The sequence below is a fragment of the Kitasatospora sp. NPDC004272 genome, assembly GCF_053603035.1.
In genome coordinates this window covers 1-12,820 of the sequence record NZ_JBSGET010000030.1, presented here as the reverse complement: position 1 = coordinate 12,820, position 12,820 = coordinate 1, and the positions used below count along the sequence as shown (strand labels likewise).

Sequence of the window (12,820 nt, the reverse complement as noted above, 5' to 3'; positions counted from 1 at the left end):
CCGCTTGACGTCACAGGATGGGTGCCGGGACGGAACGACCGGCCCGCGAACGGGTGGAGGCGCGATGCGAGCGGTGTGGCTGCGGGAGTTCGGCGGGCCCGAGGTGCTGGTGGCGGGGACCGCCCCCGATCCGGTGCCGGGGGAGGGGCAGGTGCTGATCGAGGTCGCGCACGCCAACCTGACCTTTGTCGAGACCCAGTTCCGCGCCACCGGCCTCGGCCCGTTCACCGCCGCCCTCCCGATGGTCCCCGGCAACGGCGTCGGCGGCACCGTCGCCGCCCTCGGCCCCGGCGCCGACCCGGCCTGGCTCGGACGGCGGGTGGTCTCCTCCACCGGTGGCAGCGGCGGCTACGCCGAACTCGCCGTCGTCCCCGCCGACGGCCTGCACGCCGTCCCCGACGGCCTCCCGCTGGACTCCGCCACCGCGCTGCTCGCCGACGGCCGCACCGCCCGCCTGCTGCTGGAGGCCGCCGCCCCCGCCCCCGGCGAGCGCGTCCTGGTCACCGCCGCGGCCGGCGGCGTCGGCACCCTGCTGGTCCAACTCGCCACCGCCGCCGGGGCCCGCGTCCTCGCCGCGGCCGGCGGCCCCCGCAAACTCGCCCTCGCCGCCGAACTCGGCGCCGCCGAGACCGCCGACTACCTGCGGCCCGACTGGATCCGCGACCTCGCCCCCGTGGACCTCGTCCTCGACGGCGTCGGCGGCACCCTCGGCCGGACCGCCGCCGGACTGCTCCGCGACGGCGGCCGGATCCTCAGCTTCGGCCTGGCCAGCGGCAGTTGGACCGAACTCCCGGACGAGGAGGCCGCCGCCCGCGACCTCACCGTCCTCCACCTGCGCCCCACCCCCGAACGCATCCGCGCCGCCACCGCCCACGTCCTCGCCGAAGCCGCCGCCGACCGGCTGCGCCCCGTCATCGGCCGGCGCTTCCCGCTGGAGCACGCCGCCGACGCCCACCGCGCCATCGAAGTCCGCGCCACCCTCGGCAAGACCCTGCTGGACGTCCGCCTCTGAACCGCTCCGCATATCCGGTCGTGGGCGGCCCGCCCGGGCCGTTAGCATCCCGGCATGACGGACCAGCCCGCGTACCCGCCCAAGCCCCGGCCCGGCGACCGGATCGCGATCGTCTCCCCGGGCTTCGCCGGACCGGGCGCCTTCCCGCTCCCGCACGAACTCGGACTGCGCCGGCTGCGCGAGGAGTACGGCCTCGAACCGGTCGAGTACCCGACCACCCGCAAGCTCGACGCCACCCCCGCCGAGCGCGCCGCCGACCTGCACGCCGCGTTCGCCGACCCGACCGTCACCGCCGTGATGGCCACCCTCGGCGGCGACGACCAGATCACCGTCGTCCCGCACCTGGACGCCGAGCTGATCCGGGCCAACCCCAAGCCCTTCTTCGGCTACAGCGACAACACCAACCTGCTCGACTTCCTGCACCGCCAGGGCATCGTCGGCTACCACGGCGCCGCCCTGATGACCCAGCTCGGCCGCCCGCACGCCGTCCACCCGCTCACCGACGCCTCGCTGCGCGCCGCGCTCTTCACCGGCGGCACGTACGAGCTCACCGAGGCCGCCGACACCAGCACCGTCCTGGGCCGCTGGGAGGACCCGGCCACCTTCGCGCGCGAACCCGCCGCCGAGCCCGCCACCGGCTGGCACTGGCACCGCCCCGACCGCGTCGTCGAGGGCACCAGCTGGGGCGGCAACCTGGAGATCCTGCACTGGATGGCCGCCGCCGACCGGCTGCGCCCCGCCGAGGAGCACGCCGGCAGCGTGCTGTTCCTGGAGACCTCCGAGGAACTGCCCAGCGCCACCGAGGTGTTCCGGATGCTCCGCAACCTCGGCGAACGCGGCCTGCTCCGGCAGTTCCCCGCCGTCCTGGTCGGCCGCGCCATGGCCTGGACCTTCGAGCACCCGCACGACGCCGAGGGCCGCGCCCGCTACCGCGCCGAGCAGCGCGCCGCCGTCCTGCGCGCCCTGGAGACCTACGCCCCCGACGCCACCGCCGTCCTCGACGTCGACCTCGGCCACACCGAACCGCAACTGGTCGTCCCCTACGGCGGCCGCATCCGCGTCGACGGCCCGGCCCGCCGGATCACCGTCACCTACTGAACCCCCTGAAGGGCACCGACGCACGAAGGGCACTGCGTCCACGCCGGCCGCGTCCCGGCCGAGGCGGCCGCCGCCGGACTCACCGACCACCGGGACGAGCCCGACGAACGGACCGGGCACGCCGCTCTGGCCGCCGAACCCCCGTGCGGCGCGCCCACGTCCGGCCGAACCGGCGGGTGCGGCCCGGGCGGGCGGACGAGCATGGGGGCATGGCTTCTGACACGTCCACCGCCGCTCCGGGCGGGCTGCTGATCACCAACGTGCGGGTCTTCGACGGGATCGGGGACGAGGCGGTGCCCGGCCACCTCCGCACCGAGGGCGACCGGATCGCGGAGGTCGTGCTCGGCCACCCCGCGCCCGCGGGCCCGGCCGCCGGGACGGTGATCGACGGCGGCGGCCGCACCCTGATGCCCGGGCTGACCGACGCCCACGTCCACCTGATGCTGATCGGCGGGACGATGGCCGGGCTGCAGCTCGCGCCCACCGGCGCGGTCTACTACCAGGCACTGGCCGCCGCCCGGGCCATGCTGATGCGCGGCTTCACCACCGTCCGCGACCTGGCGGGCGACACCGACCCGCTGCGCCGCGTCCTGGACGCCGGACTGTTCCCCGGGCCGCGGATCTACCCCAGCCAGGCCGCGCTCTCGCAGACCTCCGGGCACGGCGACTTCGGCATGGTCTACGACCCGCCCACCGCGCTCGGCGGGCCGCCGTCCCGGGCCGAGCAGGTCGGCCTGATGCGGGTCGCCGACGGCCCCGAACGCGTCCTCGCCGCGGTGCGCGAGCAGCTCAAGCGCGGCGCCGCGCAGATCAAGCTGATGGCCGGGGGCGGCGCCGCCTCCGCCTACGACCCGCTGGACGTCCTGCAGTTCACGCCCGCCGAACTGGAGGCCGCCGTCCGGGCCGCCGCCGACTGGGGCACCTACGTCACCGTGCACGTCTACACCTCCGAGGGCGTCCGGCGCGCCGTCGACGCGGGCGTGCGCTGCATCGAGCACGGCCACCTCGCCGACGAGGCCACCGTCCGGCTGCTCGGCGAACGCGGCGTCTGGCTCAGCACCCAGCCCTTCGCCGAGGACGACCACCACTTCGACAACCCCGACAGCCGGGCCAAGAACCGCCAGGTCTGCGACGGCGTCGGCACCACCTTCCGCTGGGCGCTCAAGCACGGCGTCCGGCTCGCCTTCGGCACCGACCTGCTGCTCGAACCCTCCCTCGCCCACCGGCAGAACGAGATGCTGGTCCGCCTCGGCGAGTACCTCGACCCCGTCGCGGTGCTCAAGCTCGCCACCTCCGGCAACGCCGAACTGTTCCGCCTCGCCGGCCGCCGCGACCCCTACCGCGACGCCCCGCTCGGCGTCCTCGTCCCCGGCGCCTGGGCCGACCTGCTGGTCGTCGACGGCGACCCCACCACCGACCTCGCCGTGCTCGCCGACCCCGGCCGCAACCTCCGGCTGATCGTCAAGGGCGGCACGGTGCACAAGAACACGCTGGGCTGAGGACCCGGCTCAGGACGGCGGGCGCGGCTCAGGGCGGCGGGCGCGGCTCAGGAGGGCGGGACCCGGCTCAGGAGGGCGGGTGCGGCTCAGGAGGGCGGGACCCGGCTCAGGAGGGCGGGACCCGGCTCAGGAGAGTGGGCGGAAGGTCGCCCGGTAGGTGCTCGGCGGGACGCCCACGTGCTCGCGGAACAGCGCCCGGACGTTCCCCGGCGTGCCCAGCCCGCAGCGGTGCGCCACCGCCTCCACCGTCAGGTCCGTCGACTCCAGCAGCTCCCGGGCCCGGGCCAGCCGGGCCTCCAGCAGCCAGCGCATCGGCGGCAGCCCCGTCCCCGCGTGGAAACGGCGGATCAGGGTGCGCCGCGACACCCCGGCTCGACGGGCCAACTCGTCCACGGAGAGCGGCAGATGGAGATGGTCCAGGGCCCACTCGTGCAGCCGGGCCAGGCCCGCGCCGGGCGCCGCCGACAGCGGCAGGTCGATGTACTGGGCCTGCCCGCCCTCCCGCTGCGGCGCCGTCACCAGCGTCCGGGCCCGCTGGTTGGCCACCCGCGTCCCGTGGTCGCGGCGCACCAGGTGCAGGCACAGGTCCAGCCCCGCCGCGACGCCCGCCGAGGTCAGCACCGCGCCCTCGTCCACGTACAGCACCTTCGGATCCACCGTCACCCGCGGGTGCGCCGCCGCCAGCTGCGCCGCGTGCTGCCAGTGCGTGGTCGCCCGCAGCCCGTCCAGCAGCCCGGCCGCCGCCAGCACGAACGCGCCCGTGCAGATCGACACCATCCGGGCACCCCGACCGGCCGCCGCCCGCAGCGCCGCCAGCACCTCCGGCCCGGGCGGCGACAGCTCCGCGCACCCCGGGACCACCACGGTGTCCGCGTCGCCCAGCAACTCCAGGCCGTCCGGCACGTACAGCTCGGGCCCGCCGTGCACGGGCACCCGGCCCGGCCGCTCCGCGCACACCGCGAGCGCGTACGGCGCGTCCGGCCAACTCCCGAACACCTGGAGGGGAATGCCCAGGTCCAGCGGCAGCACCCACGGCAGGGCCAGCACCACCACCCGGTGCGTTCGCGACACGGACTCCACGGCACGATCCTATCGGTCGACGGCACCCGTGCCACTGCCGGGCGCCCGGCCGGCCGCCGTACGGTCGGGGCCGTGAACACACCCGCACCGCTCGTCCCCGCCCTGCCCGCCGGCCCCGTCGCCACCGCCGCCCTCGACCTCCTGCGGGCCGCCGTCAGCCCGCCCGTCGCCCACCACAGCGTGCGCAGCTACCTGTTCGCCCGGCTCCTCGCCGACCACGAACGGCTGACCCCCGGCACCGACTACGACGACGACCTGCTCTTCCACGCCTGCCTCCTGCACGACCTCGGCACCTCCCCGGACGCCCCCGGACAGGACCGGTTCGAACTCGAAGGCGCCGACCTCGCCGCCGAGTTCCTCACCCGGCACGGCTACCCCGCCACCGCCGTCGACCAGGTCTGGGAAGCGATCGCCCTGCACTCCTCCGCCCGGATCCCCGACCGCCGCGGCCCCCTCGCCCGCCTCACCCGCCGCGGCGTCACCGCCGACTTCGGCATCGACACCGCCCACCTCACCGACGCCCACGGCGCAGCCGTCCACCGCGACCACCCCCGCCTCGACATGTCCACCGCCCTCGTCGACGCCATCACCACCCATGCCGCCCGCTCCCCGCAGGCCGCGGCCCGCTACACCCTGGCGGGTGAACTGGCCCGGGAGCGGGTGGAGTCGGGGGTGACGGGGTTGGAGTTGGGGACGGCGGCGGGGCGTTGGGGAAGGTGAGGGGCGTTGGGGGCGGTGGGGGATGGTGGCATGGAGAGGGGAGAGCAGGTCGGGGGGTGTGGTGAGGGGGCGGGTGAACTGGCCCGGGAGCGGGCGGAGTCGGGGGTGACGGGGCTGGAGTGGGGGGCGACGGAGGGGCGTTGGGGAAGGTGAGGGGCCCACGGGTTGGTTTGTCGTGTCAACCTGCGGATGCGTGAACCTTGTTGATTGACGTCGTGGCCGGCTCCTGTGCCGCGTTGCGGTGCGCTGCGTGGCGGGCCACCGGGGGGAGGGCGAGGGCCGCGCAGGCGAAGACTGCGGCGAGGGCGGCCCAGCCGGTGGTGCCGTGGGGGAGGACCAGGGCGGTGAGGGCAGCGGGGGCGAGGGCCTGGCCGAGGGCGACGCCGGTGTGCAGGACGCCCTGGTAGGCGCCGTGGGCGTGTTCGGGGGCCAGGCCGTAGGAGAGGGCCCAGCTGCCCGCCTGGGACAGCACTTCGCCGGCCGTCAGCAGCACCACCGCTCCCAGCAGCACCGCCACCGCCACCCCCGGCGTCCGTCCGGCGGCCCCCGCGACGGTCAGGCAGGCCGCGCCCACCAGCAGTCCGCCGAGCCGGAACGACCTTGCCGCGCCCGCGAGTTCGGACACCCGGCGGACCGCGAGCACCTGGAGCAGCGCGACCAGCACGGTGTTGGTGAGCAGCAGCCAGCCCGTCACCGCCGGACGGGCCGCGGTGTGGCCGAGCGTCCACAGCGGCAGGCCGACCTCCAGCACCACGTACAGCGTGTTCACCACCGCGTTCAGCACCGCCACCCCCACGAACGGCAGGTCCCGCAGCGGGCGCGCCGCCACCGTCCGGGCGGCGTCCGGCGCGGGCGCGGCCCCGGTCGGCACGGCCCGCAGCGGCAGCAGCGCCAGCAGGTACGCGGCCGCGCTCGCGCAGACCGCCGTCCGCAGCGCGCCCCGCCCGCCGTGCGCCAGTACCAGGGAGCCGAGCGCCGCGCCCGCCCCGATGCCGACGTTGTTGAGCGCCCGCAGCACGGCCAGCGCCCTGGTCCGGGCCCCGGCGGGCAGCGCGTGCGCGTACAGGGTGGAGCGGGCCACCCCGTTGGCCCGGGAGGCCGCGCCCGTCACGCACACCAGCAGGACGAACAGCCACAGCGAGGAGGTGAACGCGAACACCGCCGTCGCTCCGGCCTGCAGCACGTGCACCACCGCCAGCACCGGCTTTGCGCCCAGCCGGTCGCACAGCCGCCCCACCGGCACCGCCGCCGGCACCCCGCACAGGCCCGCCGCCGTCAGCGCCGCGCCCACCACCCCGGCCGAGAAGCCCAGGCCGCGGGTGAACCAGAGCGTCCCCACGGTCAGGAACAGGCCGTTGCCGACCGCGTTGACCAGCAGCAGCGCCGCCAGTCGGCGTACCACCGGCGCGGTCGGGGCGGACCGGACGGCGGAGGGGGACAGGGGCGGGGAAGCGGTGCTCACGTTCATGCCGCCCAGCACACCCGGCGCCGCCCGGGGCCGGAATGGATTTACCCTGGAGGTCAATGATCCGCTTCCGGCTCCGCCTCGCCGACCTCGCCGCCACCTCCTTCGCGTACTCGCCGCTCCAGGAGGCCGTGCTCAGCCTGCGGATGTGGACCCCGCACGCCCGCCGCTTCCCCGCGCTGCGCCCCGCCTTCGAGGGCCTGCGCCCCGCCTTCGAGCAGCTGACGGCCCGCCCGCTGCTGCTCTCGCTGGTCGCCCGCCGCCGCTACTGGGTCCCCGACTTCCTCACCCCGCGCCCCGCCGTCCCCGCCCCCGCGCTGCGCGAGGAGCTCGCCGCGCTGCGCGCCACCGACCCGGCCCGGCTGCGCCCCGGCATCGAACAGACCTTCCACCCGCTCGGCGAGCCCGTCCCGCCCGTCCTCGCCGACGGCCTGCGCCACCCCGACCGGCTGCTCGCCGACCTCGCCGACGCCCTGCAGGCGTACTGGGAGACCTGCCTGCTCCCGCAGTGGTGGCCCCGGGCCCGCACCGTGCTGGCCGCCGACCTCGCGCACCGGGCCCGCACCCTCGCCGAGGGCGGCGCGGACGCCCTGTTCCGGGGCATCAGCGAACGCCTCTCCTGGGCCGACGACACCCTCACCATCCGCCGCGGCGGCCCCTGGCCGTCCGCCCCCGACGAGATCCCCGTCGACGGCCGCCGGCTGCTGCTCACCCCCAGCTGCTTCGCCGACGGCGTCTCCACCATGCTCGACCGCGACGCCCCGCCGCACATCGTCTACGCCTCCCGCGGCCTGGCCACCCTCGCCGAATGCCCGCCGCCCCCCGCCCCGCGGGCCCTGGCCGCGCTGCTCGGCCCGCCCCGCGCCCGCCTGCTGGTGATGCTCGCCGACGACGGCCCCGCCACCACCACCGAACTCGCCCACCGGCTCGCCGTCACCCCCGCCGCCGTCAGCCGCCACCTGACCGCCCTGCACGCCGCCGCCCTGCTGGAACGCACCCGCCACGGCCGCCACGTCCACTACCGCCCCACCCCGCTCGGCGCCGCCCTGCGGGCGGGGAACGGGCACCCCTGACGGGCGGGGACCGGCGTACGGGTATAGGGGCGTACGGGCGTACGGGCGTACGGGCATACGGGCCTACGGATGGACGGATGGACGGATGCGTGACCCGATCGGCTGAGCGGGCCGGGGCGCGCACCGCGCGACAGGGGACACGCCGTCGATCCCGGCCGTCCGTAAGCGGAGGGAGATCATCCGCCTACGCTGGGGCATGCGCAACTCCACCAGCCCGAGCAGGGCCGCCCTGGCGGCGGCCGCCGCCGTCGCGGCCACCTGGAGCGTGCTGCCGCAGCCCGCGTTCGCGGCGGGGGTCGGCAGCTGGGCGGCGCTCAGCGGCGCGTTCGCGAACCCGGCGGGCGTCGGCGGGCACGCCGAGCTGGACGCCGACCTGGCCCAGGGCGCCGCCGCCGACCTGCGACTGGCCGACGGGGCCGCGCTCATCCTCGACCTGAACGGCCACGACCTCGACACCGCCGGCGTCAGGCTCGGCGCCGGTAGCACCCTCACCCTCACCGACACCACCGCCGCCCCCGGCACGCTCACCGCCGAGGCCCCGGACACCGACGGCGCGGGCATCGTCGTCAACGGAGCCACCCTGGTCGTCCAGGGCCGGGCGAACGTCCACGCCTCGGCCGAGCGCAACGCCGCCGCCGGCATCGGCGGCGACGCGGACCATCCCGAGGGCGGCACCGTCACCATCACCGGTGACGCCCACGTCACCGCCGTCGCGGGCCAGTTCGGGGCCGCCATCGGCGGCGGCGACCGGGGGAGCGGAGGCAGCATCACCATCTCCGGCAACGCCGTCGTCACCGCCGAGGCCACCGACGGCGCGGGCATCGGCGGCGGCGACTACAGCCCCGGCGGCACCATCCGAATCACCGACCGCGCCGCCGTCACCGCCAGCAGCGACGGCGGCGCGGGCATCGGCGGCGGCTACTACGGCGGCGACGGCGGCCGGCTCACCATCGACGGCGCGGCCACCGTCACCGCCACCAGCACCGGACGCGGCGCGGGCATCGGCGGCGGACAGGCCAGGCGGACCACCCCACCGGTCGGCGGCAACGGCGGCACCGTCCTGATCGCCGGCACCGCGCGCGTCACCGCCACCGGAGCCACCAACGCCGCGGGCATCGGCGGCGGTTCCGGCGGTTCGGGCGGCTCGCTCACCGTCCGGGACGACGCCGTCGTCACCGCGACCGCGGTCGGCACCGGCGCGGGCATCGGCGGCGGCAACCAGGGCACCGGCGGCGCGGTCGTCCTGGACGGCGGTACCGTCACCGCCGTCAACCGGGCCGCGTACACCTCCTCCGCCGTCGGCCAGGGCAACTCCGCCAGCGGCTTCGGCTCACTGGCCGTCAACGCCCCCGCCAGACTGATCATCCCGGGCGGCGCGGCGCTGCGCGTCCCCGCGGGCACCACCGTCACCGGCGACGGCTCGCTGCTCAGCGGCGGCGCGAGCAACGGACTGGTCGTCAACAACGGGGCGATCCAACTGCCCACCGCGGGCGTCCAGTGGGAGCGGATGGGCGTGCGGCCGAACAACTTCCTGGTCACCTTCGACGCCAACGGCGGCGCCCCCACCGAGGCCGTCCGGGTGTTCGCCACCACCTTCGCCGCCGGGGCCCGGGTCATCCCGCCCCCGCCGACCCGGCCGGGCTTCGCCTTCCAGGGCTGGAACACCGCCGCCGACGGCAGCGGCCAGAACGTCGAGATCGGCCCCGACACCCCGCTGGACGCCGACCGCACCGTCTACGCCCAGTGGATCGCGGAGACCGCCACCGCCCTCGTCCCGCGCGGCACCCCCCGGGAGGGCGTCGACCTGCCCGTCGACATCCGCGTCACCGCCCAGGACCCGGCCGCGGGCACCCCGCCCGGCACCGTCACCCTGTACGTGGACGGCGTCGCGGTCGGCACCGCGACCCTGGACCCGGACGGGCGCGCCGTCCTGACGTACCCGCACCCGACGGTGGGCACCCACCTGCTGCGCGCCGAGTACGCTCCGACCGGGCACGAGTGGCTGGCCTCACGCAGTCCGGACGTCCCGGTCGAGGTGGTCACCCCGTCGCCGTCGCCGTCCCCTTCGCCTTCGCCGAGCCCGAGCCCGAGCCCGAGCCCGTCGCCGGCGCCCACGCCCAGCCCCGTGCCGTCGCCCACGCCGCACCCCGGGCCGACCGACCGGCCCCGGCCGCACCCGCACGGCGGGCGGCTGCCCGCGACCGGGACGGGCGGGGTCGGCACGGTCGTCGCGGGGACGGCGCTGAGCGGGCTGGTCGGCGTCGGGGTGCTGCTGTTCGCGCGCAACCGCCGTCGGCGGGAGGCTCGTTGAGCGTTAGCGTGAGAAGTGGTAGCCGACGGGGTACCCCCAGCGGTCCAGGGCCGGCGGGTCGGGTTGCAGGCCCTTGGACAGGGTGATGGCGGCCGCCGTGAGCAGGGCCGTCCCGACGATCACGCAGAGCACCACCAGGGCGACCGTCCCCACGGACTCGCCCGCGCGGAACGTCTTCTTCGGGTTCCGGGGCCGGTAGCGGACCGTCAGTTCGTCGCCCACGACCAGGTCGCGGGCCAGCAGGTGGGAGCGGTGCGCGGTGCCGTCGGGCGTGCGGTACTCGACGATCGCCCAGCGGGAGGAGGTCGAATGGTCCTCGTGCCGGTGGTTCTTCACGTACGTCTCCAGGCAGCGCGCCTCGGCGGTCAGCCCCTCGGAGGTCCAGCGGCGCCCCCGCAGCAGCGCGCCGGGGATCCCGGCTCCCAGGACGGCGAGCCCGGCCGGGCCGGTGATCAGTCCTGCCACCAGCATCGCCGTGTCGGCCATGGGGTGTCTTCCCTCGCTCCGTCCGTCTCCCGGGGCCGCTGATCGGCACCGGAGTCGTACGAGTGTGCCCGTGGCGGCCGTGCGGGCCAAGGGGATTTCGGCAGCCGGGACGCTCCCGTGACGCGGCGGCGACCCGGCCGGGACGAACGGCGCGGGAGCGGTCAGGCGCCGATCCCCAGGAACCGCAGCACCGCCAGCACCCGGCGGTGGTCGGCCTCGGCGTCGGGCAGGTCGAGCTTGGCGAGGATGTTGTTGATGTGCTTGGCCACCGTGCTCTCGGTGACCGTCAACTGCTCGGCGATCCCGGCGTTCGACCGGCCGCCGGCCATGATCTCCAGCACCTCGCGCTCGCGGGCGGTCAGCCGGTCCAACGGAGCGCTCCGGCGGCGGGCCAGCAGCTGGGACACCACCTGCGGGTCGAGAGCGGTGCCGCCGGCCGTCACCCGGTGCAGCGCCTCGATGAACTCCTCGACGTCGGCGACCCGGTGCTTGAGCAGGTACCCGACCCCGGCCGTGTCGCGGGAGAGCAGGTCGGCCGCGTACCGCTCCTCGACGTACTGGGACAGCAGCAGGACGGCGGTGCCGGGCCACTGCTGCCGGATCAGCAGGGCGGCCTGGACCCCCTCGCTGGCGAAGTGCGGCGGCATCCGGACGTCCACCACCGCGAGGTCCGGCCGGTGCAGCTCGACCGCCGCCAGCAGCCCGTCGGCGTCACCCGCCTCGGCCACCACCTCGTACCCGGCCATTTCGAGCACCCGGACCAGACCGATCCGGAGGAGGACCGAGTCCTCGGCAATCACCGCGCGCACGGCAGCTCCACGGTGATGACGGTGGGACCGCCCACCGGACTGCTGAGCGAGAACTTCCCGTCCACGGACGCCACTCGCCGCACCAGCCCGGCCAGTCCGCTGCCGCCCGACTCGCTCGCCCCGCCCACGCCGTCGTCGGAGACCACCAGGAGCAGCGTGCCGCCGATCCGCTCGACCGAGACATCGACCCGTGACGCCCGCGCGTGCTTGACCACGTTGGTCAGCGCCTCCGACACCACGAAATAGGCGACCGCCTCCACCGCCGGGGCGGGCCGCTCCGGAAGGTCCACCGCGAGCCGCACCGGCACCGGCACCCTGGCGACGATGCCGGAGAGCGCCGCGTCCAGCCCGCGGTCCTCCAGGACGGCCGGGTGCAGGCCTCGCACCAGGTCGTTCAGCTCCGCAATGGCCTCCTTTGCGTCCCGGTGCGCCGCGTCGATCACCTCGCGCGCCCCGACCGGCAGGTCGTCGCCGAGGGTGGCCCTGGCGATGCCGAGGTTCACCGCCAGCGACACCAGGCGCTGCTGGGCGCCGTCGTGCAGGTCCCGCTCGATCCGGCGGCGCTCCAGGTCGGCCGCGTCCACCACGCCGGACCGGCTCTCGGCGAGGTCCTCGATCCGCCGCTCCATCCGCTCGGCGCGGCTGGGACCCAGCAGCAGGGTCGCGCCGCGGGTGTCGGCCCCGACCAGGGCGTCGGCCAGCCGGAGCGCGAGCCAGAGCACGGCCAGCCCGGCGACGGTGAGGTAGCAGGCCTGCGTACTGTACCCGGGGTGGTCGATCCGCCACTGCCACGGCAGCAGCAGCATCCAGAGCAGGACCGTGGACGCCGCCAGGCCGAGCAGCAGCAGCCCCAGCACGGCCACCGCGCCCAGCGCCACCAGCGGACCGACCAGCAGGTGGTAGACCGCCTGCCGCCGCGCCGACCGGAACGCGAACCGGCCCCCCGGCCGCCCGGCCCCCCGCTGCTCCCCGTCGCCCTCGCCCTCACTGTCGCCGTGCGGAACCTCGACCCCGAGCAGGGACCGGAAGCGGTGGCGCTGCACGGCGGTGAGCAGCGGGACCGGCAGCACGAGTAACGCGGTGAGGGCCGAGGCCCACTGCACCGGGATGCCCACGGCCAGGAACACGGTGTGCCGACGGGCCCGGACGAGCCGACGGCGCACCTCGATGGGGAGACGCATCCACTCACCATAACTACCCGTGCACGGACGGTCATTCACGCCGGCATCCGGATCGGTGGTGAAGCCAGCACCACCACCGATCCGGA

11 protein-coding genes are annotated in these 12,820 nt (G+C 76.2%); 6 read left to right on the top strand and 5 right to left on the bottom strand.

Annotated elements, in window-relative coordinates; genetic code table 11:
• Positions 1-64: 64 nt before the first annotated feature.
• From ACWEO5_RS12310 to ACWEO5_RS12300, 3 genes are all read left to right on the top strand, one after another.
• A complete protein-coding gene (locus ACWEO5_RS12310; RefSeq protein ID WP_452162344.1) occupies positions 65-1,012 on the top strand; it encodes a zinc-binding dehydrogenase in 948 nt (315 codons plus the stop codon).
• A 54-nt stretch (positions 1,013-1,066) separates the two neighbouring features.
• Complete coding sequence (locus tag ACWEO5_RS12305) at positions 1,067-2,110, top strand: S66 family peptidase (protein ID WP_452162343.1); 1,044 nt, start codon at positions 1,067-1,069, stop codon at positions 2,108-2,110.
• A 209-nt stretch (positions 2,111-2,319) separates the two neighbouring features.
• Positions 2,320-3,609, top strand: a complete 1,290-nt coding sequence (locus ACWEO5_RS12300) for an amidohydrolase family protein (RefSeq protein ID WP_452162342.1) — start codon at positions 2,320-2,322, stop codon at positions 3,607-3,609.
• Between the two features lie 126 nt (positions 3,610-3,735).
• On the opposite strand, the gene ACWEO5_RS12295 is transcribed toward ACWEO5_RS12300, so the two are convergent.
• Positions 3,736-4,680, bottom strand: coding sequence for a GlxA family transcriptional regulator (locus ACWEO5_RS12295; RefSeq protein WP_452162341.1), 945 nt, complete (start codon positions 4,678-4,680; stop codon positions 3,736-3,738).
• A gap of 81 nt (positions 4,681-4,761) precedes the next feature.
• Here ACWEO5_RS12295 and ACWEO5_RS12290 point away from each other — a divergent pair, with 81 nt between their 5' ends.
• Positions 4,762-5,409 carry an HD domain-containing protein gene (locus tag ACWEO5_RS12290; protein ID WP_452162340.1) on the top strand — a complete coding sequence of 216 codons (648 nt, stop codon included), beginning with the start codon at positions 4,762-4,764 and terminating at the stop codon, positions 5,407-5,409.
• Between the two features lie 178 nt (positions 5,410-5,587).
• On the opposite strand, the gene ACWEO5_RS12285 is transcribed toward ACWEO5_RS12290, so the two are convergent.
• The gene (locus tag ACWEO5_RS12285; protein WP_452162339.1) at positions 5,588-6,877 is read right to left on the bottom strand and encodes an MFS transporter; all 1,290 of its coding nucleotides are present in this window, start codon (positions 6,875-6,877) and stop codon (positions 5,588-5,590) included.
• Between the two features lie 56 nt (positions 6,878-6,933).
• On the opposite strand from ACWEO5_RS12285, the gene ACWEO5_RS12280 reads away from it, so the two are divergent.
• Together ACWEO5_RS12280 and ACWEO5_RS12275 are read left to right on the top strand one after the other, a co-directional pair.
• Positions 6,934-7,947 (top strand): MarR family transcriptional regulator, encoded by a 1,014-nt coding sequence (locus ACWEO5_RS12280; protein WP_452162338.1) that lies wholly within the window; start codon positions 6,934-6,936, stop codon positions 7,945-7,947.
• Positions 7,948-8,143: 196 nt separating this feature from the next.
• Positions 8,144-10,258 carry an InlB B-repeat-containing protein gene (locus tag ACWEO5_RS12275; protein WP_452162337.1) on the top strand — a complete coding sequence of 705 codons (2,115 nt, stop codon included), beginning with the start codon at positions 8,144-8,146 and terminating at the stop codon, positions 10,256-10,258.
• A gap of 3 nt (positions 10,259-10,261) precedes the next feature.
• Here the strand turns inward: ACWEO5_RS12275 and ACWEO5_RS12270 are convergent, their stop codons facing one another.
• From ACWEO5_RS12270 to ACWEO5_RS12260, 3 genes are all read right to left on the bottom strand, one after another.
• A complete protein-coding gene (locus ACWEO5_RS12270) occupies positions 10,262-10,744 on the bottom strand; it encodes a DUF3592 domain-containing protein (protein ID WP_452162336.1) in 483 nt (160 codons plus the stop codon).
• Between the two features lie 161 nt (positions 10,745-10,905).
• Positions 10,906-11,553, bottom strand: coding sequence for a response regulator transcription factor (locus ACWEO5_RS12265; protein WP_452162335.1), 648 nt, complete (start codon positions 11,551-11,553; stop codon positions 10,906-10,908).
• Positions 11,541-12,734 carry a sensor histidine kinase gene (locus ACWEO5_RS12260; protein ID WP_452162334.1) on the bottom strand — a complete coding sequence of 398 codons (1,194 nt, stop codon included), beginning with the start codon at positions 12,732-12,734 and terminating at the stop codon, positions 11,541-11,543. The genes ACWEO5_RS12265 and ACWEO5_RS12260 overlap by 13 nt, the downstream gene beginning before the upstream one ends.
• Positions 12,735-12,820: the final 86 nt, after the last annotated feature.

Coding starts and splice junctions, on each gene's coding strand:
- ACWEO5_RS12310 (WP_452162344.1), top strand. CDS start 65: ATGCGAGCGGTGTGGCTGCGGGAGTTCGGCGGGCCCGAGGTGCTGGTG.
- ACWEO5_RS12305 (WP_452162343.1), top strand. CDS start 1,067: ATGACGGACCAGCCCGCGTACCCGCCCAAGCCCCGGCCCGGCGACCGG.
- ACWEO5_RS12300 (WP_452162342.1), top strand. CDS start 2,320: ATGGCTTCTGACACGTCCACCGCCGCTCCGGGCGGGCTGCTGATCACC.
- ACWEO5_RS12285 (WP_452162339.1), bottom strand. CDS start 6,877: ATGAACGTGAGCACCGCTTCCCCGCCCCTGTCCCCCTCCGCCGTCCGG.
- ACWEO5_RS12280 (WP_452162338.1), top strand. CDS start 6,934: ATGATCCGCTTCCGGCTCCGCCTCGCCGACCTCGCCGCCACCTCCTTC.
- ACWEO5_RS12275 (WP_452162337.1), top strand. CDS start 8,144: ATGCGCAACTCCACCAGCCCGAGCAGGGCCGCCCTGGCGGCGGCCGCC.
- ACWEO5_RS12270 (WP_452162336.1), bottom strand. CDS start 10,744: ATGGCCGACACGGCGATGCTGGTGGCAGGACTGATCACCGGCCCGGCC.
- ACWEO5_RS12260 (WP_452162334.1), bottom strand. CDS start 12,734: ATGCGTCTCCCCATCGAGGTGCGCCGTCGGCTCGTCCGGGCCCGTCGG.